The organism is Bacillus cereus group sp. BfR-BA-01453 (assembly GCF_022662915.1).
Taxonomy (GTDB): domain Bacteria; phylum Bacillota; class Bacilli; order Bacillales; family Bacillaceae_G; genus Bacillus_A; species Bacillus_A paranthracis.
The window spans coordinates 13,216-35,770 of the sequence record NZ_JAKUEN010000016.1; the positions used below are offsets into that span (position 1 = coordinate 13,216).

A 22,555-nucleotide genomic window follows, 5' to 3' on the forward strand; every position below is an offset into this window, starting at 1 on the left:
GGTGGAGAGAAATTATGAAGAAAGTGCGTTGTTTGAGCATCAATTTTGGCTAAAAGTGCTGAGTGATCATGCGCAATTTTTACTTGATGCGTTAGCTCCAAAGGAAAAAGAAGATATAAAAAAAGCGAATTATTTTGTTGAGCTATTTCCGAATCTGTTAAATAAAGTTCGTAATGTGAATCTTGTGGCATTTTCCAAAGAGGCGGAACAAGCAGCTAAGGAGATCCGGACGTTTAAATTAAATATTATACAGAAACAGTTGGAAGGGAAAATTACCATTCATTTTACGCCAACTTTTATTAATCATATGGTAAATGAAGTTGAGGAGTATATAACGGTTTTAGAGTTTTTAAAGAAAGGGGAAGTTCCGCCTGTTTTTCATGAATTACATTATCATCTCGTTTGGCTAACGGATGCGGCTGGTCATGCGGGCTCTATTTCTGGTGGGCTAGATCTTGTTGAAAAAAGATTAAAAAAGAAAAGTGAAGAATTCGAGAAGCACTTTGAACAATTTTATTTGAAGGCAGTTGAAATGACGGGGTATTTAAGAACAGAGCTTCATCATTTTCCTGCATTAAAAAAGTTTACAAAAGATGTTTCACTTGAACTAAAATTATTTTCACATTTTTTACATGAAGTGGAAGAGCTCGAGTTATCGAATGAAGTATTAAGTGCATTATCAGCGAGAATGGCAGATCATATGGCAAGAGAGGAATGTTATTATTTATTAAAATTAGCTCAATCATCTGGACTTGAAATGCCGAAATGTAATCCGCTTTAAAGAAAAAGAGGTCAATTTTATTTGGCCTCTTTTTCTGTTTTATTGTCTCTTTTTATTTTTGCTTGTTCAATACTTGCCTGTAATGTCTCCATAATATTGATGATGTTTGGAGCAGGAGAGATGGTTTCCATTCTTTCCTGTTCTTCAATTTTATTTTCTATTAATTCGGTAAGAGCTTCTTTATATTCATCTGTATATAACTCTTGCTCGAAAGGGTTTGTAAGATGGTGGATTAAATTAATTGCTGCGGTGAGTTCTTGTTTTTGAATCGGATAATTTTCGTTACTTGGTAAGTTAGGTATATTTGTTATATCGCGAATTTCATTGGGATAGTGAATAGTTTGCAACATAAGCCCATCTTCAAAGTTACGGATAATAGCTAAATGTTGTTTTTTTCTAATGGAAATATGGATTAGACCAAGTTTATTCGTACGTTCAAGAGCTTCTTTTAATAATAAATACGATTTTTCATGTCCTGGGGTAGGGCCTATAAAATAAGAACGATCATAAAGAACAGAATCGATTTCGTTATTTTGGACAAAAGATATAATCCGAATGGATCGTGGTTCGTGAGCTTTTTGCAACGCAGCTAATTCTTTTTCATCCATAATAATGTATTTATGAGGTGCATATTCATAGGCTTTTACAATATCTGTATCATCGACTTCTTCATCCGTACAATCAGGAGCAAATTTTTTATATTTAATAGGTGTTAAACATTCTTTATGGAGGCTTAAAAATTTTATGTCGTTTTCTTCTACGGCACTGTATAGTTTAATTCCTATATTTAATAGTCCAAGTGAAAGTGCACCTTTCCATACAGTATGCAAATGAAACATCTCCTTTCGTTCAAAAATGGTTATGTATATTATGAGATAGTAAGAAATTTCCTATACGTTTTTTGTTTTTTACGGAAGGGATTGGAATATAAAATATATTGACAAGCCCTCCGAAATATTTTAATGTGAGTGTATAAAATTGTGTATAAAGGGGAGTAACTTATTACAATAAAGTCGTCATTACAGGGAGAAACCCTCGGCTTTATTGGCAACGTTTCGTTGTTAGTGAGACCTTTACCAGCAATGGTAAAGGCCCCTTATTGTCTTTTTTAGGACCCTTACCATATTTGGTAGGGGCCTTTTTGTATACAAAGAGAGGAGATATAAAAATGAAAAAACTTATTAGTAGATTAAGAGTTGTATTTCATGTTCGCCGATTTGTTCCATTCCTATTTGACTTTTTTACTTCAAAAGAGGTTTCAATAAAGAAGAAAATCTTATCCATTGCTTTTTTAGTTGGTTATGTAGCGATGCCGCTCGATTTAATTCCAGACTTCTTACCGTTCATCGGTATTTTAGATGATATTGGGATTGTGTTATTTATTTTGAACCGAATTGTAAAAATGGCGCCAGTTCAATTACAAGAAAAGCATAACGTAAACGTAGGATAGGAGTTAAAATATGGAGCAAATTATTTTAGATATAATTGAGTTTTTAAAGCAGTTTTCTTATTTTGGAGTTGTATTGGCTTTAACGTTTGAATTTATTCCAGCAGAGGTAGTTTTGCCTATGGTTGGATATTGGGTGTATGAGGGGGATATGAATTTTTGGCTAGCTGTATTAGCTGGAACACTTGGCGGAACGACAGGACCGTTAACGTTATATGCACTCGGTTATTATGGTGGTCGTCCGCTATTAATAAAGTACGGGAAATACTTCTTTATTAAAGAAGAACAAATTCAAAAAGCGGATGACTTCTTTGAGAAATATGGACCAGTTGTAGCATTTGTTGGACGCTTTGTACCTGGAGTTCGAACGCTTATTTCTGTTCCATGTGGTATGGCGAAAATGAACATATGGAAGTTTAGTATATATACATTTGTAGCAATGTTCCCGTTAACGACTTTATATGTCTATTTTGGAATGAAATTAGGTCCGCATTGGGAAAAAGCGGCGGATGTTGTGGGGCAATATATGCTACCGATATTACTAGTCGTCGTTATCGTTGTCGGTGGTATATTAACCTATAAATTTATGAAAAAAAGAAACAGCACGGAATCTATCTAGTCATTTGAATATTTTTTGAAAATAGATGAATCGTACAGGCAAAAGACTCTGAAGGACATACACATATAGGGAATATAAAAGAGAGAGGGGAAACAACTATGTCTTGTGAGTGCTCAGGGGCAGCATTAACTTGTTGTCCAGATAAAAATTATGTACAAGATAAAGTGTGTAGTCCGTGGTCTGCTACTGTAGTTGCAACAGCAATTGATAATGTTCTCTATACAAATAATATTAACCAAAACGTAGTGGGGACTGGTTTTGTTAAATATGATGTTGGACCAGGACCAATTACTGTAGAGGCGCTTGATTCTGCTGGTACTGTAATAGATACACAAACATTAAATCCAGGAACGAGTATCGGGTTTACGTATCGGCGTTTTGATATTATACAAGTTGTGTTACCTGCAACGCCTGCTGGAACGTATCAGGGAGAATTTTGTATTACAACACGTTATCCACTTTCATAGCAGAATAGGAGAGGATCAAAATGGGAATGAGAAGTTCCAGTTTGTCTTGTTGTTCTAATAAAACGCTTGTACAAGATCAAGTATGTACAGACTGGTCTATTACAGGTGCTGGTACTCAAATTGTATATACAAATAATATCACGCAAGAAGTATATGGTTCAGGTTACGTAAAATATGATGTAGGTGCGGCTCCAATTACAGTTGATTTTTTAGTAGGTGCAACAGTAATTGATACAATTACCGTACAACCACAAAGTAGTGGTACTTTCACTGTAAGATATTTTACGACTGTTCGAATTACTACAACAGGAACAACTGTTAATCAAGGCGAGTTTTGTATTACAGTACGTTATCCGATTTCATAAAAAAGCATACCGCAAATGGTATGCTTTTTTAATTGAGGAAGTAATAAGATTGGTATTTTATAAACAGCATGTAAATTGGCAACAGTACTTGCCTTCTAAATATAGTGAAGGATTATGTTGGATATTAGCAATATTAACTGACTGTAAGTCTTTTCCTGTGTACGATATTGTATTACCAGGAAACACAGTGAAAATATTGGTTACTGCTCCAACGATTTGAATTGTAATTGCTTCTGTGCTGCTAGTACTATTGTAAACCGAGACAGTGCCTGATATAGGCAGCATTCCATCACTTTGCCACAGTATCATCGATTGCGATTCATCTTTGGCGGAGGGAATGTTGTTATTCGTTATAAGGAAATTTCCTGCAAATTCATTTGTTACTCGCTCGCAATCTGGATCTGGAGGAGGGGGAGGTGGACAAGGATCTGGGCAAATGATAGACAAAGGAGCAAAACAGCCAATGTTTTTTTTATTCTTCAATACAACCCCCTCCTTTTTAAGTAGTCTTTTACTACTATTAAATGTAGAAGCATGGCCGATGTGTTAAGAATAGATAAAAAAAATAAAATCGTGATAGTTTCATAGGCCCATACCTCTTCACAGTTTTTATAGGAAAAAGTTAGTTAACTATTAGACAAAAGTGCTTGTTTTATGTAAATGTGGCATTTAATATAAAATTGACTGTATATTTACAAAATTTAAACAAAATAAATTTTTAGTTTAAATTAAGTTAATATATGTTCGATACAATAACCAATGTAATTAATTTATTATATGAGGGGGATTCATGTGGAAAGAACAGCTTTACGCAAAGTAAAAGGTCTTATTGGATTATTAATGGTTTTTGTATTAGCATTTGTATCATTTCCGTGGGGTACATCAGTTAAAGCGGAAGAGAAGAAGCAAGAAAAGGCACCGAGTGAGAAGAAGATCGTTTTCCCGGTTGTAAGTGATGTACATATTAAGAATAGTGGAACAGATGATACGTTTCGCTGGAAACGAGCAATCGAGCAACTAAATACACTTGCACCTAAACAAGATGCGTTTGTAATTGTGGGAGATTTTACTGATTCAGGATCACTGCAACAATATGATCGTTTCATGCAAGTGTATAATGAAAATGCAAATAAAGATGCTGTGCGAATGAATTCTCTTGGTAACCATGATTATTGGAACGGTTTATCTGTAGAGGGCGCACAGAAGCGTTTCTTAGAAAAAACAGGAATGGAATCGATTTACTATCATAAAGTGGTGAAAGGGTATCATTTCCTTGTTATGTCTCCAGAAGATGGGACAACTCATGGATATTATTCAGATAAGCAAATTAATTGGTTAAAAGAAGAAATGGCAAAGGCACAAAAAGATGATCCAGAAAAACCAATTTTCGTATTTTTACACCAGCATATTAAAGATACAGTATACGGTAGCCAAGAGTGGGGAACAAAAGATAGCGCGAAAATTAACGAGGTGTTAAAAGAATATCCACAAGTTATTACGTTTTCAGGTCATTCACATTATCCGTTAGATGACCCGAGATCGATTCATCAAAAAGACTTTACATCAGTTGGTACATCTTCAGTAAGTTATATGGAAGTTGAAGGTGGTAAAGTACAAGGGACGATCCCGCCAGGAGCTAGTACATTAAGCCAAGGCTTATTAGTAGAAGTAGACGATAAAGAAGTAACGATCAATCGCCGTGATTTCCATACAAATTCTTGGACAGGCGAGCCTTGGAAAATTAAATTACCAGCAAAGAAAGACACATTTACACATGTAGAAGATCGTGATAAAGAAAAGCCATACTTTGCAAAAGATGCAAAGCTCGCGGTATCAAATGTAACAGAAAATGCAGCAACAGTAACATTCCCACAAGCGCTGGATAACCTTCTTGTTCACTCTTATCGTGTACAAGCTAGAGATAAGCAAACGGGAGAAATAAAGAATAAATTGTTGGCATTCTCAGAGTTTTATCGTGATCCAGTGCCGAAAGAGCTCACATTTACACTGGCAGGGTTAGATGGTGGGAAAACATATACACTTGAAGTAGTTGCGATTGATTCATTTGGCAATGAAAGTGTACAACCATTAACGGCGGAAATTACTACGAAAAAAGATAATATTGACCCGAATGTGAAAGTACCAAAGGCTGATGTTTTCGATGTGAACTTTGCAGATGGTACATTTAAAGACAATTCACCATTTGCTACAAAAGGTGATATGAAGGGCAATGTGACTATTGAATATGATAAAGCATTGAAAAAGAATGTTATGAAATTAAACGGAAAAGCAAACACATTTGGATACCTTCCATTTTCAGCAGCACAAAAAGAGAAAGTAGCAAATACGTTCACGCTAGAAACTGTATTTTCAATGAATGAAATTCGCGGACAAGGTATTTTGCAAAATACAGAGAGTGGCGGAATTGGTTTTGAATCTACAGGAAGTGGATATGTTGAATTATGGGCTCACATTGGCGGCAGTTATAAACGCGTTGGCGTTCAATTAGAAGCAAACAAAACATATCACTTAACAGGAACGTATAACGGAAGTGAAGTAGCTATTTATGTAGATGGTAAAAAAGTAAATAGCCAACCGGCTACAGGAAAAGTGTATCATCCAAATGTACCATTTGCACTTGGAGCGGATCCTGATAGCAATGGAAATGGCGGTATTCCGTTAAATGGACAAATCGCGCTTGCAAGATTATATAGTAAAGCGTTAAGTTCTTCAGAAGTATTAGCGGCGTACAATGAGTTTTCTAACCGTACGAAATTAGAGCAAGTAAATGCGTTATTTGAAGAGCTTGGAAAAGTAAAAGAAGTGCTAGCTGGTACGTATGAGTTTGGTGATAAGCCAGGTCAATATTCAAAGGAAGCATTTCAAGAATTAGAGAAAAGCTATAATCATGCAAAACAAGTGTTTGAAAATGTAGCGAGTACGGGAGAACAAATTGTTCAAGCGTATAATGAATTAAAAACTGCAAATCAAACATTTATACAATCTAAAGTAGTAGAACAACCGAAAACACCGAAAGAAAAATTACAAATCAATATTGAATCTGCAAAAGCAGTAGTGAAAAAAGCGCAAGATGTAAATGTAACGGACGGTTCAGTGAAAGCACTGAGTCAAAAAATTACAGTGGCCGAAGCTGTAGTGAAAGATGTAAAAGTAAAAGATGCACAGGTAGAAACGATCAATCGTACGTTAGAGTATACGATTTCACTCGTTGAAAAAAGCATAAACAAATAAGAATGAAGAAAAGAAGCTTATCATGATAGGCTTCTTTTTTGTTATACTAAAAATAGCATAGAAAGAGGGAGCGAATAATTTGGAAGAGAAAAAGCTAAAAAGAATTCTTGAATATGTATGGATCGCGGTTGTGCTCCTTGTAGGATATTATTTCTTAAAAGAAAAAAGCATATGGGTTCTATTTTTAATGACGTTTTTATTAGCGGGTTTAGGCACGTTATTTATTAACTTCTTCTTTGATAGTTTAAATGCATGGAAGAAGAAAAAGAAGGGAACGAAGTAAAGGAGGGAACATATGCAAAAGTGGAAGCTCATATATCAGGTGATTATTTTCCTATTACTTGTAGGTATTGGAATTGTGAAATACGCAACGCCAATAGGAAATTGGGCATCATTTACAGCTTGCATCGGCATATTTTTCATTTTACAATCGTTAACGAAAAAATATAATAGTACAGAAAAATAGCTCGCCGCTAAAACGGCGAGCTATTTTGTTATGCTTTTTTCTTTTCATCATTCGTTTTTTCGGTAGCTAAGTGACTATGCTTTCTAGAGTAGAAGAAATAGAAGCATAAGCCGACTATAAGCCAAACGGCAAAGCTAATCCATGTTGTTTTAGACAAATTGATCATTAAATATAAACAGCAAAGAATCGCGACAACTGGTAGTACAGGTACGAAAGGTGTACGGAATCCGCGTTTTAAGTCAGGGTGTGTTTTTCGTAAAATAAGTACTGCACAGCAAACGAATGTAAAGGCTGTTAATGTACCGATGTTTACTAAATTCGCTAATACGTGCAGATCTAAAAGTCCTGCTAATAAAGCGGCAACAACACCAGTAATCCACGTATTTAATAAAGGGATTTTCACTCTTTTATTTACACGTGCTAACGCTTTTGGAAGTAAACCGTCACGGCTCATCGCATACGAAACGCGAACTTGTCCATACATAACGACTAAGAGAACGGTTGTCATTCCAGTCATCGCTCCAACAGCGAGTAGTCCTGCAATTGTATCTTCGCCAACGAAATGTAAGGCAAACGCAACTGGATCAGAAACATCTAATTGTGTATAAGGAACCATACCTGTTAAAACGAAAGATACGATCATATATAAAACAGTGCAAATAAGAAGAGAGCCAATAATGCCGATTGGTAAATCACGCTGTGGTTTTTTCGTTTCTTCCGCAGCGGTTGCGATTGCATCAAATCCTAAGAAGGCGAAGAATACAGTAGCAGCCCCAGTAATAATACCGTCATATCCGAATGGGATGAACGGTGTCCAATTTTCAGGTTTTACATATTTTGCACCTGCTACGATAAAGGCGATAATAACGGCTAACTTAATAAGAACCATAATGTTATTAATGCGTGCGCTTTCACGTATACCAAAACTTAAAAGGCCTGTAATGAGTAGTAAAATACAAACAGCTGGTAAATCGATGAGACCACCTTTTCCTACGCCAGGGGCCGAGGCGATTATGGCGGGAAGATGGACGTTAAATCCTTGTAGTAAAGATTGTAAATAACCAGACCAACCGACAGCTACTGCTGCAACGGCAAGTAAATATTCGAGCATTAAACACCATCCGACGATGAAGGCGACGACTTCTCCGACTGTCATGTATGCGTAAGTATACACACTTCCTGAGACAGGAATAGAAGAAGCAAATTCAGCATAACAAAAGGCTACACAAGCACAAGTAAATGCAGCAATAAGAAATGATAGCATAATACCAGGACCAGAATGTTTCGCTGCAACAATACCTGTTAATACAAATATCCCTGTCCCAATTACGGCGCCAATTCCTAAAAACGTTAAATCAAGTGCGGTTAATGTTCTTTGTAGTTGCCGTGGTGATTCAGTACTAAGCGCTTTTTTTCGTAATAATGACTTCACTTTGGACTCTCCCCCCGTTTTTCATTTCCATAACCGCGAGTGTAGTATGAGCCCACTAGAAAAGAGTATGTAAGTAAATGGAGGTACAGTTATGGTATATAGTTTTTGGAATTGCTGGGTTCATTTTATTATAATTCAGAATATTTTGTCAAATGAAAATGTGACAAATAAAATGCGAATGAATAGGGGAAACTACTTGCAGGAATGGACGGGGATTACCAATCTATTCGGATGGAGAAAACCCGCTGATTAAAGTTAAAGTAGGAGAAGATGCTATGCTATTTTATTTTGAACTTGTCGTCATTTTACTTTGTACGAAATTAGCTGGTGATATTAGTGTGAGACTCGGCCAGCCTTCTGTACTTGGGAAATTAATTGTTGGTATTATTATCGGTCCAGCTGTACTCGGTATTATTAATAGTTCTGAACTTATTGATGAATTGAGTGAGATTGGTGTTTTACTACTTATGTTTATGGCGGGACTTGAAACAGATTTAGAAGAGTTAAATCGGAATTTGAAATCATCATTTGCAGTAGCGGCTGGTGGAATTATTTTTCCTTTCATCGGTGGTTATGTAACAGGATTGCTGTTTGGATTAATACAATCTCATGCCATTTTTTTAGGGTTATTACTTTGCGCAACGTCAGTTAGTATTACAGTGCAAACGCTAAGAGATTTAGGAAAAATGAATACGAGAGAAAGTACAACGATTTTAGGTGCTGCTGTATTTGATGATGTCATCGTCGTTATTTTATTAGCGTTTGTTATGAGCTTTTTAGGAACGCAAGATGTGAATATAACACTTGTTATCGTAAAGAAAATTATCTTCTTTGTTAGCATTGTTTTTATTGCATGGAAAGTTGTTCCTTGGATTATGAAAATGCTCGTGCCGCTTCGTGTAACAGAAGCGTTAATTAGCGCGGCTCTTATTATTTGTTTCTCTTTTTCGTATTACAGTGAAATGATGGGAATTGCAGGTATTATTGGAGCATTTGCAGCCGGAATTGCCATTTCTCAAACAGAGTATAAGCACGAAGTAGAACATAAAATTGAACCGATTGCGTATGCGATATTTGTGCCAGTGTTCTTCGTAAGTATCGGAATGGAAATTACATTTCAAGGTATCGGAAGTCAGCTTTGGTTCATTATCATTATGACGCTCATTGCGATTTTCACAAAGTTAATTGGATCAGGTTTAGGAGCAAGACTAACAGGATTCAACCTTCAATCTTCTATTAGTATTGGTGCGGGAATGGTATCGCGTGGTGAAGTAGCACTTATTATTGCTGCAAATGGACTGGCGGCGAATTTACTAGCGAAAGAAAATTTCACAGCGATTGTTATTGTTGTTATATTGACAACGATTATTACCCCGCCGCTTTTGAAGAAGTATTTTGTATAGAGAGGAAGGGCTTATCTGAAGTAGATAAGCTCTTTTTTTATAGTAAAAAGCAATAGTCATTAGCTTGAATAGGTTGTAATTATGGTAAAATCTATGTATGTAATATGACGAGGAGAGGGAAGGTTATCGGTATAATCATACTTATTGCAGTATGTACACCGTTTACTGCATGGAAAGAATCAAAAGCGAAAGATTTTCCGGTTTCTATTTTTTCTTCCTATGTAGAAGATGAAAACCCGAAAGACTATAAGTAGACTGCTTTTGTACCTGACTGTGCAGTTTGGATACATGGATGGGGAAAATACCGATTTGAAGGTGAAATAACGCTATATAAAAAAGGGATGGAACTGTAATTGTTCACCATCCACCTGGTAATGATGGTTTTTATCTATATGGTGTAAATGAGAGTAGAGAATATACGCAACCGTAAGAAGTGGAGGTTAAATAGTGAAAGCTTCAACATTACTATTTAAAATTGAAAGTAATATGGATCAATTTTCACCAGCTGAAAAGAAGGTTGCCATGTACATAACGGAGAATGCAGAGATTGTTCCGAACTTAACGACGAAAGAAGTGTCAACGAATGCAGGCGCAAGTGAGGCGAGTGTCGTTCGCTTTTGTAAATCGATTGGGATTGGGAGCTTTAAAGCATTTAAAATCGCGCTCGTTCGTGAATTAACGATTGCTGATTATAATATTAACGATTTTTCAGTGATGAATACGGAAGATGGACCGTATGACTTGTTTAATAAAGTTACATATGTGAATAAAGCTGCAATTGAGGCGAGCGTTACGGCGATAGATAAGAAGGAGCTTGAGAAAGCAGCAGATCGTATTGTAAATGCGGATAAAATTATATTTTACGGAGTAGGCGGATCAGCTACTCCAGCGATGGACGGGGCTTATAAATTTACACGGCTCGGATTTACGGCAATGATGCTGTCTGATTTTCATATGATGTTGCCGCTTGTGACGAATTTAAAAGAAGGCGATATATTTGTGGCGATTTCAACATCTGGTCGTACGAAAGATGTACTTGAAATGGCGCAATATGCGAAGAGACAGGGTGCAACAGTTATTGCGATTACGAAGCTTGATCAATCATCACCGTTATATAAAGAGGCGGATATTCGTCTTTGTATGCCAGATGTAGAACAAGATCATCGTATTGCAAGTATTGCTTCAAGAATGACGCAATTGAACATGATAGATGCTCTATATGTGATTACCTTTAATCGCATTGGTAATAAAGTGCTAGATCAATTTATGGAAACAAGAGAAGAAGCTTTGCGATTACGGAAGCTGAAATGAGAAGATGGGGAAACCCATCTTTTTTGCATACGGACGGACATAAATTCGTCATGAAAAGAAATTAAATTTCATAAAATAATAAAGTAATATTGATTTTAAATTTCTTGAAGTTATAATGAAAGTATGAAATTAAATTTCAAAGTAGGTGGGAATATGTTAGAAAATTTATCGACAGAACATCGTAATGAGAAGACGATGAATTTAGATGAGATGAGCATAAAAGAAGTTCTGCAAAGTATGAATGAAGAAGATCGAACTGTTGCATTAGCAGTTGAAAATGAAATAGAGCAGATTGAAAAAGTTGTGCAGACTGTTATTAAATCTTTCGAAGAAGAGGGCCGATTAATTTACATTGGGGCTGGTACGAGTGGCCGTTTAGGTATTTTGGACGCAGTGGAATGTCCGCCGACATTTGGCACAGACGATAAAATGGTGCAAGGATTTATAGCAGGTGGGTTGAAAGCGTTTACTAAAGCGGTAGAAGGTGCAGAAGATCGCGAAGAATTAGCAGAAGAAGATTTAAAAAGTACTGGATTAAATGAGAAAGATACAGTGATTGGAATTGCAGCAAGTGGTCGAACTCCTTATGTTATTGGTGGCTTGAAGTACGCGAATAGCGTAGGAGCGAGTACAGCTAGTATCTCCTGTAATAAAAATGCTGAAATAAGTAAATATGCAAAACTAAACGTGGAAGTAGAAACAGGCGCAGAAATTTTAACAGGATCAACGCGTTTGAAAGCTGGTACAGCGCAAAAACTAGTGCTCAATATGATTTCAACAGCATCTATGATTGGTGTAGGGAAAGTATATAAAAACTTAATGGTAGATGTTCAATCTACAAATGAAAAGTTAATAGAACGATCAAAACGAATTATTGTGGAAGCAACAGGTGTTAGTTATGAAGTAGCAGCGGAGTATTATGAAAAAGCAGAACGTAATGTGAAAGCTGCGATTGTTATGGTGTTATTGCAGTGTGAGTATGGGGAAGCACTGGAGAAACTAAAAGAAGCGAAAGGGTTTGTGAAGAAGGCACTATAAAATAATAGGGAGGGGGATTCTATTATGAAGAAAGAAGAGAGAATGGCCAGAGAAATTTCAGAGCAACTTGGGGGAGTAAAAAATATTCGTGGCATTGCTCATTGTATGACGAGACTACGATTAACGCTTCATGATGAAAGTAAAGTAAACATGGACCTTTTAAAAAAGGTTGAAGGGGTTATGGGCGTTATTGAAGATGAGACGCTTCAAGTTGTCGTTGGTCCGGGAACGGTAAATAAAGTAGCAGCAGAGATGGAAGGTTTAACGGGACTGCGAATTGGTGAGGTGGCAGATCATCACCTTGAAGATCTTGGGCAAGAGATGAAGTCAGAGATTAAGAAGAAAAATAATACACCAGTGAAAAACTTTTTAAGAAAAATAGGAAGTATTTTTATTCCGTTAATTCCGGGTCTTGTTGCGTCAGGTATTATAAACGGGGTTGCTAACTTTGCGAAAAACGCAGGTGCTGATCCGAATGCAACATGGCTACAAATGTTACTACTTATTGGCGGCGGTATCTTTACATTCTTAGGCATTTTAGTCGGTTGGAATACAGCGAAAGAGTTTGGCGGGACTCCAGTTCTTGGGGCAATTGCTGGTATTTTAATTTTCAATCCAGCGATGGCGAACGTAAAGTTATTTGGTGAAGCGCTCGTACCCGGACGGGGCGGATTGTTTGCAGTTATTTTTGCAGCGTGGCTTATGGTTGTAGTGGAAAGACAAGTTCGAAAAGCTGTACCAAATGCAGTTGATATTATCATAACGCCACTTATTACTGTGTTAGTCGTAAGTATCGTAACGATGTTAGCAATTCAGCCGGTAGCAGGTTTCTTATCTGAAGGAATTACGAGCGGAATTAATGGTATTTTAAGTATTGGTGGCGCGTTTGCGGGAGCAGTACTTGCAGGAACATTTTTACCGCTCGTTATGGTCGGATTACATCACGGTTTAACACCGATTCATATGGAGTTTATTAATCAAACGCACGTAACACCTTTATTACCAGTACTCGCAATGGCTGGAGCTGGTCAAGTAGGTGCAGCCATTGCGATTTTTGTAAAAACAAAAAATAAACGACTTCGTAACGTAATTAAAGGGGCATTACCAGTTGGATTTTTAGGAATTGGCGAACCGTTATTATATGGGGTTACATTACCACTTGGAAAACCGTTTCTTACAGCTTGTTTAGGAGCAGCAGTTGGCGGTGCATTCCAAGCAGTTATGAAAACAGCTGCACTCGGAATCGGTGTATCTGGATTATCATTAATTCCGTTAATTGCTGATAATAAATATTTATTATATTTCCTTGGATTAGTAGTGGCATATACGTTCGGATTCATCTTTACGTACTTCTTCGGATTTAAAGAAGAAATGGCAGAAAACATATAGAGAAAGGGATTCCTTTCTCTTTTTTTATTCATAGAAAGGGAGATTCATATGCTAGGAGTATCAATTTATCTTTCAAAAGAGCGAGTAAAGAAACAAGAAGAATGGCTAAAAGTAGCGAAGAAAAACGGATTTTTATCTATTTTTACATCACTTCATATACCAGAAGATGATCCAAATACGTATAAAGAGTTAATTCAAATACTTGGGAAACAGGCTCTTGAAAATGAAATGGAATTAATGGTTGATGTTTCCCAAAAATCGCTACACCATTTAGGAATGACGTACGAAAATGTGGAAGAGTTAGTAGAGTGGGGAATTACTGGTTTACGAATGGACTATGGCATCACGCCAAAAGAAATCGCACGCGTATCTCACAAGATGAAAGTAGCTTTAAATGCGAGTACGATTACAGATTCATTTTGGAAAGAGTTAATTACTGAAAAGATACGGGTCGAGAATGTAGAAGCGTGGCATAATTTTTACCCGCGTCCAGAAACAGGACTAGCAAAGTCCTTTTTACAAAAACAAAACGAATATTTACATGCGTGCGGAATAAAAACGATGGCATTTATTCCAGGGGATGGGGAGAAACGGGGCCCGTTATATGAAGGATTACCAACGTTAGAAAAGCACCGCAATATGCGCCCGCTTGAAGCGTATTTAGAACTTGTACAAGATTGTGGTGTCGATAAGGTGTTAATCGGGGATATAAGCGGAAGTGTAGAAAGTGTACAGGAGATAGCGAGTGCGAGTAGAGGGATTATTCCGCTGCGGTACAAATCGTTTATAACTGATAAAGAAGTATTAAAAATAGTGGAACAAGTGCATACAAATAGACTAGATCCAGCTCGTGATGTTATTCGCTCAGTAGAATCGCGAGAAGAACATAAAGTGATTTTACAGCCGATTCATACCATTTCAAGAAAGAAAGGTAGCATTACAATTGATAATGAATTGTACGGTAGATATGCTGGAGAGATGCAAGTTGCTATACATGATTTGCCTGTAGATGAGAAAGTGAACGTTGTTGGCATGGTTGTAGAAGAGGATATTTCTTTATTGCCGTATGTTGGCGCTGGAAAAATGTTTCAACTTTTTTGTGCGATAGAGTAAAAGCTTGAATTAACGCTACTTTGTAGGAAAACATTATCCGTAAAAGGGATAATGTTTTTTGTTTTCTTTAAAAAAGTATTTGACGAATGAAATGAAATACCGTATTGTTTTGACTTGTAAATAAAAGTTCACCATAACAAAACAAAAAGGAGAGAAAAAAATGAATCAATATATTGGGAATTTAATTATTCGTATCGTGTTAGGAGTAACGTTCTTTGCACATGGTTTAGCGAAGTTTCAATCAGGTATCGATAACGTAGCAGGCTGGTTTACAAGCATTGGCTTACCGGGTGGTCTAGCGTATGGCGTAGCAACAGTTGAATTAGTTGGTGGTATATTATTAATTATCGGTTTAGGCGTACGATATGTAGGATTGTTATTTGCACTAATTTTAGCTGGAGCTATCGTAAAGGTAAATGGAGCAGCAGGTTTATTAGGAGATGGAAAGAATCCAGGATATGAATTAGACCTTGCATTATTAGCAATGGGTGCGTATTTATTCGTTGTAAAAGCAGAAGGATATGTAGATCGTTTCTTAAAAGAGAAAGTAATGAAAACGAAGTAGATTTTATTTATAAATTGTTGACTTGAATCATTATTGTAACTATAATAATTACAACGTATAGATTAAGAATAAAATAATTTAAATATTTTTTCGTACAAGTTGTAACGAAGTTGGTTACACCTTGTGCGAAAAATAAATAAAACGGGAGGAAGTAACATGTCTAAATCAAATTTAGAAATAATTCGAAGTACATATGAAGGATCAGCTTCTTCGAATGCAAAACATTTAGCGGAAGCCCTCTCTGAAAAAGTAGAATGGACAGAGGCAGAAGGATTCCCATACGGGGGAACTTATATAGGTGTAGAAGCAATAATGGAAAATGTATTTAGCCGATTAGGATCAGAATGGGATGATTATAAAGCAAGTGTAAATACATATCATGAAGTAAGCGGAAAAGATGTGATTATTGCTGAAGGTATGTATTCAGGAGTTTATAAAGAAACGGGAAAATCATTTGAAGCAGAATTTGTTCATGTATGGCAACTTGAGAACGGAAAAATTGTGAAGTTTAAGCAATATGTAGATAGTCATCTTGTTAGAGAAGCGATGAAGAGTTAATGCTTTTTAAATGGGGCGTAGGTATATGCATTACAATTATAATAATTTTCTCGTCTATAGTTGGCGGAAAGAAATTGCTTGCATATGTGGAAAAAGAAAATAAAAATATTCAAACCCAGCAAGTGGCAAACGAAAAAGAGAAGAAAGTTGCAGAAGAATCTCCGCAAGTTAGTGAAGGTGAAATTATTTCTACTATGCACAAAATGGTACACCAAAAGGTAAAATCCTCTGAAAAATGGGGATTTGTAGAAATGACAAACAAGGAAATTTCTAATGTGAAAAGAGATATTGAAAATAGCACAGGTTTTCAATATAAAATGAAGTTATTTTCTATTATAAATAGATGGGAAAAAGGAGATTTTTCTCAAACTGTTGAGGAGCATAACTTTTTATGGAGCCTTCAAGGTGGAGATACTGGCAAGGCGACGGAACGTTTATCGCCAGAAGAGGAAAAGCAGTATATAAAAGAAATGAAGAGAAAATAAAAACATCGCCAACCCAGATGACGATGTTTTTTCATTAAGAATGTTTTCGCATTAAAGGTCTAACAGGCTGAACGGCAACTGTTTTGAAATGAGAAAATAAATAACATCCTGTCACAACGATCATTGTCCCTACAATTTGAATCCACGTTAATTCTTCTCCGAGGAAAAGGAATGCTAAAATAGCTGTGAAAATGGGATTGAAGTTTAGAAAAATGCCGGATGTAGTTGCTCCTAATTTTTGTACGCCAATATTCCAAAATACCATGCAAAGAACTGTGGAAATAAGCCCTGTATATAAAAGTGAAGTTATGAAAGAAGTATTTATATTTGTAACAGTGAAGCTACCTATGTTAAATGGCAGTAATAAAATAACGCCGAAAATACCAGAGTATAGCGTCGCCATAAGTGGTGTCGTTGTCTTTGTTGCCCATTTACTACAAACAGAATAGATTCCCCAAATACAAACAGCCGCAATCATCCATAAATCGCCACTATTAAAATGTAGTGAAAATAAAAGGGCAAAGTTACCTTTTAATAGGACGAGGATAACCCCGAAGAATGAAAGAATCATAGATAAAATTTGAAGTGTATTTATTTTTTCTTTTAGAAATAAGACAGAAAATAGTGCAATAGAAATCGCGTTTAATGTAGAAATAAGCCCTACATTTGTTGCGGATGTTTTTTCTAATGCTAAAAATTGAAAGATGTTAAAAAGAGCAACCCCTGAAATTCCCATCAGTATTAACGGAAGTATCGCCGCGCGTTGTGGAATGATTTTCTTTTCTTTAAACCATACCATTGGTAATAAACAAACGATCGCAATTATCCATCTTAAACTTGTAAGTGTCATTGGAGATGCGTGATCAACAAGTGATTTTCCAACGACAAAGTTTCCTCCCCATAATAAGCTCGTTAGTAATAGTAAAAAGACATAAAAATAAGGCATATTAAAATCCCCTTTGTTGTAATCAATGTGAATTGTAAATAATTTTAACATTTTTCTTTATTGTGTAATATATTCTTTTGTATAATGGATAAAAATCGATAAAATGTTTTGTTGTAGAAGCTATTTAAAGAAAGATATTCAATTTTATATAAGTTATAAGGTGTTTTTTCGAATAATCATCGGTAAGAAATAAGGGGGAATTATAATGGAGTCGTCTGTTATTAAAGTGTTGGATGATTTAGATGTACAAATTTTAGATATATTACAGAAGGAGTCACAAGTAAGTAATGCAGAGCTTGCGCGACGTGTTAATTTATCACCAGCTGCGATGCATGCGAGAATTAAACGGTTAGATGGAGAAGGATTCATTGATAAGCAAGTAGCCATTTTAAACCAAGAAAAGCTTGGTTTTGATTTGTTATGCTTCATTTTTATGAGTACGAATATTCATCAATCGGATAAACTTGAAGTGTTGGAAAAAGAATTAGAAGCGATGCCGGAAGTGTTAGAATGTCACTGTTTAACAGGGGAGTATGATTATTTATTAAAGGTTGCAAATCGTGATCGTAAAGAACTAGAGCAGTTTATTAGAAAGCTAAATAAGCTTGGTATTACAAGGATACAGACGAGTTTAGCACTTCGTGAAATTAAATATTCGACGGTATTACCGATACGAAATGAGGAACCGAGCATCGATTAGATTGCTTGGTTTTTTGTTTGTATAAAGTGATTGACGAGAAGAAAAGAGAGATGTATTATTATATAAAATTGTGTATTAAAATTCATTTTGAGTTATAAATATTAATATCGGGGGCAAGGGGATAGCATATGAAAATCTGTAATGCGGTTACGAGTGATGTGAAAGAAATTTATAGTCTCATTGAAGTTTATGCAAAAGAGGGGGTAGTTTTACCGCGTTCTCTTTTGTCTCTCTATCAATATTTACAATGTTTATATGTTATGAAAGAAGAGGGGAAAATCGTTGGAGTTGCTGGTTTACATGTATTAGGGGAGGACCTTGCAGAAGTACGATCGTTAGTCGTTTCGCATACATATGCAGGGAAAGGTATCGGACGTATGTTAGTAAACCATGTAATAAATGAGGCAGCGAAAATAAAAGTGAGCAGAGTTATTTCTTTAACATATGAAACGGAATTTTTTCAAAAGTGCGGGTTTGATTTTGTGAATAGAGAGGCGTTACCAGAGAAGGTATGGATTGATTGTAGACATTGTCCAAAGGTAGATTATTGTGATGAAGTAGCGATGATTCGGTACGTTGGATGAAGCAAAAGAAATAAGAGCAGCTAGCAAAAGCTAACTGCTCTATTTAAGGGATCTCTCCAAGGGGGAGTGGAGAAAATATTATGTTACTAGCAGTATTGACAGATTATTAGGAAATATACAAATCAGATGAAAGAAATTTTAAATAAACTTTCGGCATTGACAGTTTTTAAAATATTCATGTACAATACATATGAATGACATTCAGTCATTTCCTGTGTCAGGATGTAGTTAGTTTGAAAACGGAACAAATACAAAAGGTAAATGAGGATGATAGTTGTTTATATAGTAGTGATGAAAGAGCATATTTTTTTAAAACAAAAATGACTGATAGTCAGTCATGAGAGGTGAGAGGTATGAAAAATAAAGCTTGGTTATATGTCATATTAACATGTATCTTTGAAATTTTTTGGGTGTTTGGTTTTAATACGGCCAATACTTGGTGGCATTGGATTATTATTTTAGGAGTTATCGCTGTTGATTTTCACTTCCTTTCTAAAGCGTGTGAACATCTTGCAACAGGGACTGTATATGCTGTTTTCGCCGGAGCTGGTACGGTAGGTACTTTCTTAATGGATGTATTCCTTTTCGGCGGGAGTTTCAGTGTAGGAAAATTATTCTTTATCGTGATGGTTGTAGCTGGCGTTATCGGTTTAAAGCTAGCTGATAATAAAGAAGATACTATGGAAGGAGCTGCTTAAAGATGGGTTGGTTTTTCGTATTTTGTGCTGCAATTAGTGAAATAGTCGGTGTGATCGGTCTTAAAATGTATAGTAAAGATAAAACGTTAGCAAATGGAGCACTTTATATAGGCGGGTTTGCTACATCCTTTGCATTCTTGTATACATCTTTCTTATTTTTACAAGTAAGTGTCGCGTATGCGGTTTGGATTGGTATTGGAACAGCAGGTGCCGTTTTATTAAACATGTTCCTGTTTGGTGAGTCGAAAAGTAAAGCACGTATCATTAGTGTAGCTCTTATTGTATGCGGCGTGACAGGGTTAAAGGCTCTTTCTTAAAGGTATTTGGCATTTTTATCTCCTAATTTTTTGTTAGGAGATTTTATTATGAAAAAAATGATTTCCTCGCAAAGTTCACTATCATTGACAGTACAATCGATTATCTTATAAAATGAGTGACAGTCATTCAATACGCGTGTGAAAGGGTTTAGATGATGAATAAAAAAGAGAAAATTGTCTATGCAGCGATTGAAGTATTTCAGGAAAAGGGCGTTGAAAAAACGAAGATTTCTGATATCGTGAAATTAGCTGGCATTGCACAAGGAACTTTCTATTTATATTTTCCTTCTAAGTTATCTGTTATGCCTGCAATAGCAGAAGTGATGGTTGAAAAGATGATACTTGCAGTAAAAGAAAAAGTTCAAAACGATGCGCCTTTCTCAAGTAAAGTAACGCAAGTAATAGATGCGGTGTTTCACTTCATAGAGGAATATCGTGAAATACAAGCTTTAATGTATGCGGGTCTTGCATCTACAGAACATATAAAAGAATGGGAAGCTGTGTATGAGCCTCTTTATATGTGGCTAAGTGAATTTTTAAGTGGGGCGAAAGAAGCTGGTGAAATTCGTGATTCGGTTCACGCAGAGCGAACAGCGAAGTTATTTATCGCTCTAGTTGAATCAGCAGCGGAACAAGTGTATTTATATGATCATAAAGATGATGAGCAAGTCGAGTTACAAAAGGCAGAAGTACTAGATTTTTTAACACATGCATTACATATAAAGAAATAGTGAGATGAACCTGTCTGAGAAGGTAGGTTCATTTTTGAGGAAAACTGAATGATAGTCATTCACCTAATGCGTATGTATGTGTGGAAGGATACAGTGAAATTCTAACGAGTAGGGGCATCTCTACTCATGATTAGCCCACAAATAGCAGGATAAAGAAAAAGCTTCTTGGGCATTATTTTTTGAGAGGAGCTTACGGGAAGAGGTGTTAAAAGTGAAAAAACCGATAAAAGAACAAAAGATGGTACTGGTCATTCTTTTGAGTAATATATTTATCGCTTTTTTAGGGATTGGATTAATCATTCCGGTTATGCCGTCCTTTATGAATGATATGGGTTTAACAGGTAAGACGATGGGATATCTCGTTGCAGTGTTTGCAATGGCTCAGCTTATTGCTTCACCTATTACAGGCCGGTGGGTCGATCTTTATGGTAGGAAGAAAATGATCATCATTGGATTATTTATTTTTGGTGTTTCAGAGCTTCTTTTCGGATTAGGAACTGATGTATGGATGCTCTATGCAGCGAGGGTGTTAGGCGGAATTAGTGCTGCTTTTATCATGCCTGGTGTTACGGCATATGTTGCGGATATTACATCTATACAGGAGCGTCCAAAGGCGATGGGCTATTTATCTGCTGCTATTAGTACCGGCTTTATTATAGGACCTGGAATCGGCGGATTTATTGCAGAATACGGTATACGTGTGCCGTTTTTCGTTGCAGCAGCAATTGCTTTTATAGCATGTGTAATTTCGATTTTTATTTTAAAAGAACCGTTAACGAAAGAAGAGCTTGCAGAGATTTCTTCTAATACGAAAGAATCAAGCTTTATTGGTGATTTAAAGAAATCATTACATCCAATGTATGCAATCGCATTTATTATCGTATTTGTACTTGCATTCGGTTTATCAGCATATGAAACTGTGTTTAGTCTGTTTTCTGATCATAAGTTTGGGTTCACACCAAAAGATATTGCGGCAATTATTACAATTAGTTCAATCTTTGGGGTAGTTGTGCAAGTATTTATGTTTGGTAAATTGGTTGATATATTCGGTGAAAAAGTGTTAATTCAAATATGTTTAATTGTAGGTGCAGTATTAGCGTTCGTTTCAACTGTAGTCTTTAATTATTGGATTGTACTTCTCGTTACATGTTTCATTTTCCTTGCATTTGATTTACTTCGTCCAGCTTTAACGACGTTTTTATCAAAAGCAGCTGGAAAAGAGCAAGGATTCGTTGCTGGTATGAACTCGACTTATACGAGTTTAGGAAATATCGCAGGACCAGCAATGGGCGGAATATTATTTGATATGAACATTCATTATCCATATGCATTTTCAGGAGTTGTTTTAATAGTGGGTCTCGCTATTACATTTATGTGGAGAGAAAAACAGCTAGCTGAAAGTTTTGCGAAGTAATAAAACCCCTTACGACGGTAAGGGGTTTTTGTTTTATAAGCTTAATCCAAACCGTTTTAATTCAATAAATATGCCCTCTAATTGCTTTCCTTTATCCGTTAATGTGTACTCTACACGAGGCGGAACTTCTGGATATACTTTTCTCGTTATAATGCCTTGAGATTCTAATTCTTTTAGTCGAAGTGATAATGTTTTCGGACTAATCCCGTCCATTGATTTTTGTAAATCACTAAAGCGTAATGTTCCTTCGATAAGAAGATCACGAATGATTAAAAACGTCCATTTTGTACTGATTACATCAAGGGTTTTAGCGATGGGACAAGGTATGCCAGGTAAACCTTTCGTTAATTCAACTGGATCTATATTGTTCATGGAACTAGCCTCCATAAAATTTTTTTGAATGAATTTGCTTTATAGTATCACAAAACTATACTTTTGGTAACTATATGAAAAAAATATCACTACTTCCATAAA

At 36.0% G+C, this 22,555-nt stretch carries 27 protein-coding genes and 1 pseudogene; 23 read left to right on the forward strand and 5 right to left on the reverse strand.

What is annotated here, in order from left to right:
- Position 1: 1 nt before the first annotated feature.
- Entirely contained in the window at positions 2-781 is a 780-nt protein-coding gene (locus MR070_RS22805) for a DUF2935 domain-containing protein (RefSeq protein ID WP_242262052.1), read from the forward strand.
- 17 nt (positions 782-798) lie between these two features.
- Here MR070_RS22805 and ku read toward each other — a convergent pair whose 3' ends face one another.
- On the reverse strand, positions 799-1,611 hold the full coding sequence (gene ku, locus MR070_RS22810; protein ID WP_242262053.1) for a non-homologous end joining protein Ku: 813 nt from the start codon (positions 1,609-1,611) through the stop codon (positions 799-801).
- 338 nt (positions 1,612-1,949) lie between these two features.
- On the opposite strand from ku, the gene MR070_RS22815 reads away from it, so the two are divergent.
- The 4 genes from MR070_RS22815 (at position 1,950) to MR070_RS22830 (ending at position 3,679) form a co-directional block, all read left to right on the forward strand.
- Positions 1,950-2,231, forward strand: coding sequence for a YkvA family protein (locus tag MR070_RS22815; protein WP_000733844.1), 282 nt, complete (start codon positions 1,950-1,952; stop codon positions 2,229-2,231).
- A 10-nt stretch (positions 2,232-2,241) separates the two neighbouring features.
- On the forward strand, positions 2,242-2,847 hold the full coding sequence (locus tag MR070_RS22820) for a DedA family protein (protein ID WP_000435022.1): 606 nt from the start codon (positions 2,242-2,244) through the stop codon (positions 2,845-2,847).
- Positions 2,848-2,945: 98 nt separating this feature from the next.
- On the forward strand, positions 2,946-3,314 hold the full coding sequence (locus MR070_RS22825; RefSeq protein WP_001277529.1) for a DUF3992 domain-containing protein: 369 nt from the start codon (positions 2,946-2,948) through the stop codon (positions 3,312-3,314).
- A 20-nt stretch (positions 3,315-3,334) separates the two neighbouring features.
- A complete protein-coding gene (locus MR070_RS22830) occupies positions 3,335-3,679 on the forward strand; it encodes a DUF3992 domain-containing protein (RefSeq protein ID WP_000525809.1) in 345 nt (114 codons plus the stop codon).
- Positions 3,680-3,736: 57 nt separating this feature from the next.
- Here MR070_RS22830 and MR070_RS22835 read toward each other — a convergent pair whose 3' ends face one another.
- Positions 3,737-4,162: an S-Ena type endospore appendage gene (locus tag MR070_RS22835; protein ID WP_000791316.1), complete on the reverse strand. Its 426-nt coding sequence runs from the start codon at positions 4,160-4,162 to the stop codon at positions 3,737-3,739.
- A gap of 309 nt (positions 4,163-4,471) precedes the next feature.
- Between MR070_RS22835 and MR070_RS22840 the strand changes: the two genes are divergently transcribed.
- From MR070_RS22840 to MR070_RS22850, 3 genes are all read left to right on the forward strand, one after another.
- Entirely contained in the window at positions 4,472-6,931 is a 2,460-nt protein-coding gene (locus MR070_RS22840) for a LamG-like jellyroll fold domain-containing protein (protein ID WP_242262054.1), read from the forward strand.
- 79 nt (positions 6,932-7,010) lie between these two features.
- A complete protein-coding gene (locus tag MR070_RS22845; RefSeq protein ID WP_000391504.1) occupies positions 7,011-7,214 on the forward strand; it encodes a hypothetical protein in 204 nt (67 codons plus the stop codon).
- A gap of 12 nt (positions 7,215-7,226) precedes the next feature.
- Entirely contained in the window at positions 7,227-7,397 is a 171-nt protein-coding gene (locus MR070_RS22850) for a hypothetical protein (RefSeq protein WP_001174836.1), read from the forward strand.
- Positions 7,398-7,425: 28 nt separating this feature from the next.
- On the opposite strand, the gene MR070_RS22855 is transcribed toward MR070_RS22850, so the two are convergent.
- On the reverse strand, positions 7,426-8,829 hold the full coding sequence (locus MR070_RS22855; protein ID WP_000838739.1) for a branched-chain amino acid transporter BcaP: 1,404 nt from the start codon (positions 8,827-8,829) through the stop codon (positions 7,426-7,428).
- Between the two features lie 275 nt (positions 8,830-9,104).
- On the opposite strand from MR070_RS22855, the gene MR070_RS22860 reads away from it, so the two are divergent.
- The 9 genes and pseudogenes from MR070_RS22860 to MR070_RS22900 all read left to right on the forward strand — a co-directional run bounded on the left by MR070_RS22860 (position 9,105) and on the right by MR070_RS22900 (position 16,691).
- Entirely contained in the window at positions 9,105-10,232 is a 1,128-nt protein-coding gene (locus tag MR070_RS22860) for a cation:proton antiporter (protein WP_000899806.1), read from the forward strand.
- 104 nt (positions 10,233-10,336) lie between these two features.
- Positions 10,337-10,662, forward strand: a pseudogene (locus MR070_RS22865) (outer surface protein).
- Between the two features lie 17 nt (positions 10,663-10,679).
- A complete protein-coding gene (locus MR070_RS22870) occupies positions 10,680-11,543 on the forward strand; it encodes a MurR/RpiR family transcriptional regulator (protein ID WP_000648180.1) in 864 nt (287 codons plus the stop codon).
- A 153-nt stretch (positions 11,544-11,696) separates the two neighbouring features.
- Positions 11,697-12,581, forward strand: a complete 885-nt coding sequence (murQ, locus tag MR070_RS22875) for an N-acetylmuramic acid 6-phosphate etherase (RefSeq protein WP_044791246.1) — start codon at positions 11,697-11,699, stop codon at positions 12,579-12,581.
- A 24-nt stretch (positions 12,582-12,605) separates the two neighbouring features.
- Entirely contained in the window at positions 12,606-13,970 is a 1,365-nt protein-coding gene (locus MR070_RS22880; RefSeq protein ID WP_000711318.1) for a PTS transporter subunit EIIC, read from the forward strand.
- A gap of 48 nt (positions 13,971-14,018) precedes the next feature.
- Positions 14,019-15,083, forward strand: a complete 1,065-nt coding sequence (locus tag MR070_RS22885) for a DUF871 domain-containing protein (protein ID WP_242262055.1) — start codon at positions 14,019-14,021, stop codon at positions 15,081-15,083.
- 160 nt (positions 15,084-15,243) lie between these two features.
- Complete coding sequence (locus MR070_RS22890; protein ID WP_001077748.1) at positions 15,244-15,648, forward strand: DoxX family protein; 405 nt, start codon at positions 15,244-15,246, stop codon at positions 15,646-15,648.
- A 156-nt stretch (positions 15,649-15,804) separates the two neighbouring features.
- A complete protein-coding gene (locus tag MR070_RS22895) occupies positions 15,805-16,206 on the forward strand; it encodes a nuclear transport factor 2 family protein (protein ID WP_000045918.1) in 402 nt (133 codons plus the stop codon).
- Positions 16,206-16,691 (forward strand): PRK06770 family protein, encoded by a 486-nt coding sequence (locus tag MR070_RS22900; RefSeq protein ID WP_000897971.1) that lies wholly within the window; start codon positions 16,206-16,208, stop codon positions 16,689-16,691. The genes MR070_RS22895 and MR070_RS22900 overlap by 1 nt, the downstream gene beginning before the upstream one ends.
- Before the next feature lie 34 nt (positions 16,692-16,725).
- Here the strand turns inward: MR070_RS22900 and MR070_RS22905 are convergent, their stop codons facing one another.
- Positions 16,726-17,637 (reverse strand): DMT family transporter, encoded by a 912-nt coding sequence (locus tag MR070_RS22905; protein ID WP_001146257.1) that lies wholly within the window; start codon positions 17,635-17,637, stop codon positions 16,726-16,728.
- Positions 17,638-17,842: 205 nt separating this feature from the next.
- Between MR070_RS22905 and MR070_RS22910 the strand changes: the two genes are divergently transcribed.
- The 6 genes from MR070_RS22910 (at position 17,843) to MR070_RS22935 (ending at position 22,081) form a co-directional block, all read left to right on the forward strand.
- Positions 17,843-18,337 carry an Lrp/AsnC family transcriptional regulator gene (locus MR070_RS22910; protein WP_000446106.1) on the forward strand — a complete coding sequence of 165 codons (495 nt, stop codon included), beginning with the start codon at positions 17,843-17,845 and terminating at the stop codon, positions 18,335-18,337.
- 128 nt (positions 18,338-18,465) lie between these two features.
- Positions 18,466-18,921, forward strand: a complete 456-nt coding sequence (locus tag MR070_RS22915; protein ID WP_000686674.1) for an N-acetyltransferase — start codon at positions 18,466-18,468, stop codon at positions 18,919-18,921.
- Between the two features lie 353 nt (positions 18,922-19,274).
- Entirely contained in the window at positions 19,275-19,619 is a 345-nt protein-coding gene (locus MR070_RS22920) for a DMT family transporter (RefSeq protein WP_000790625.1), read from the forward strand.
- A gap of 2 nt (positions 19,620-19,621) precedes the next feature.
- Positions 19,622-19,936 (forward strand): DMT family transporter, encoded by a 315-nt coding sequence (locus tag MR070_RS22925; protein WP_000539674.1) that lies wholly within the window; start codon positions 19,622-19,624, stop codon positions 19,934-19,936.
- Positions 19,937-20,088: 152 nt separating this feature from the next.
- Positions 20,089-20,667 (forward strand): TetR/AcrR family transcriptional regulator, encoded by a 579-nt coding sequence (locus MR070_RS22930; protein WP_041184075.1) that lies wholly within the window; start codon positions 20,089-20,091, stop codon positions 20,665-20,667.
- Positions 20,668-20,878: 211 nt separating this feature from the next.
- Positions 20,879-22,081, forward strand: coding sequence for an MFS transporter (locus MR070_RS22935; protein ID WP_000742937.1), 1,203 nt, complete (start codon positions 20,879-20,881; stop codon positions 22,079-22,081).
- A gap of 33 nt (positions 22,082-22,114) precedes the next feature.
- On the opposite strand, the gene MR070_RS22940 is transcribed toward MR070_RS22935, so the two are convergent.
- Positions 22,115-22,453 (reverse strand): winged helix-turn-helix transcriptional regulator, encoded by a 339-nt coding sequence (locus MR070_RS22940; protein WP_001059470.1) that lies wholly within the window; start codon positions 22,451-22,453, stop codon positions 22,115-22,117.
- Between the last annotated feature and the right edge of the window lie 102 nt (positions 22,454-22,555).

What these genes read in the sequence shown, in the direction of transcription:
- MR070_RS22815 (WP_000733844.1), top strand. Translation starts at nt 1,950, where the DNA reads ATGAAAAAACTTATTAGTAGATTAAGAGTTGTATTTCATGTTCGCCGA.
- MR070_RS22820 (WP_000435022.1), top strand. Translation starts at nt 2,242, where the DNA reads ATGGAGCAAATTATTTTAGATATAATTGAGTTTTTAAAGCAGTTTTCT.
- MR070_RS22825 (WP_001277529.1), top strand. Translation starts at nt 2,946, where the DNA reads ATGTCTTGTGAGTGCTCAGGGGCAGCATTAACTTGTTGTCCAGATAAA.
- MR070_RS22830 (WP_000525809.1), top strand. Translation starts at nt 3,335, where the DNA reads ATGGGAATGAGAAGTTCCAGTTTGTCTTGTTGTTCTAATAAAACGCTT.
- MR070_RS22850 (WP_001174836.1), top strand. Translation starts at nt 7,227, where the DNA reads ATGCAAAAGTGGAAGCTCATATATCAGGTGATTATTTTCCTATTACTT.
- MR070_RS22860 (WP_000899806.1), top strand. Translation starts at nt 9,105, where the DNA reads ATGCTATTTTATTTTGAACTTGTCGTCATTTTACTTTGTACGAAATTA.
- murQ (WP_044791246.1), top strand. Translation starts at nt 11,697, where the DNA reads ATGTTAGAAAATTTATCGACAGAACATCGTAATGAGAAGACGATGAAT.
- MR070_RS22880 (WP_000711318.1), top strand. Translation starts at nt 12,606, where the DNA reads ATGAAGAAAGAAGAGAGAATGGCCAGAGAAATTTCAGAGCAACTTGGG.
- MR070_RS22885 (WP_242262055.1), top strand. Translation starts at nt 14,019, where the DNA reads ATGCTAGGAGTATCAATTTATCTTTCAAAAGAGCGAGTAAAGAAACAA.
- MR070_RS22890 (WP_001077748.1), top strand. Translation starts at nt 15,244, where the DNA reads ATGAATCAATATATTGGGAATTTAATTATTCGTATCGTGTTAGGAGTA.
- MR070_RS22895 (WP_000045918.1), top strand. Translation starts at nt 15,805, where the DNA reads ATGTCTAAATCAAATTTAGAAATAATTCGAAGTACATATGAAGGATCA.
- MR070_RS22900 (WP_000897971.1), top strand. Translation starts at nt 16,206, where the DNA reads ATGCTTTTTAAATGGGGCGTAGGTATATGCATTACAATTATAATAATT.
- MR070_RS22905 (WP_001146257.1), bottom strand. Translation starts at nt 17,637, where the DNA reads ATGCCTTATTTTTATGTCTTTTTACTATTACTAACGAGCTTATTATGG.
- MR070_RS22910 (WP_000446106.1), top strand. Translation starts at nt 17,843, where the DNA reads ATGGAGTCGTCTGTTATTAAAGTGTTGGATGATTTAGATGTACAAATT.
- MR070_RS22915 (WP_000686674.1), top strand. Translation starts at nt 18,466, where the DNA reads ATGAAAATCTGTAATGCGGTTACGAGTGATGTGAAAGAAATTTATAGT.
- MR070_RS22920 (WP_000790625.1), top strand. Translation starts at nt 19,275, where the DNA reads ATGAAAAATAAAGCTTGGTTATATGTCATATTAACATGTATCTTTGAA.
- MR070_RS22925 (WP_000539674.1), top strand. Translation starts at nt 19,622, where the DNA reads ATGGGTTGGTTTTTCGTATTTTGTGCTGCAATTAGTGAAATAGTCGGT.
- MR070_RS22930 (WP_041184075.1), top strand. Translation starts at nt 20,089, where the DNA reads ATGATGAATAAAAAAGAGAAAATTGTCTATGCAGCGATTGAAGTATTT.
- MR070_RS22940 (WP_001059470.1), bottom strand. Translation starts at nt 22,453, where the DNA reads ATGAACAATATAGATCCAGTTGAATTAACGAAAGGTTTACCTGGCATA.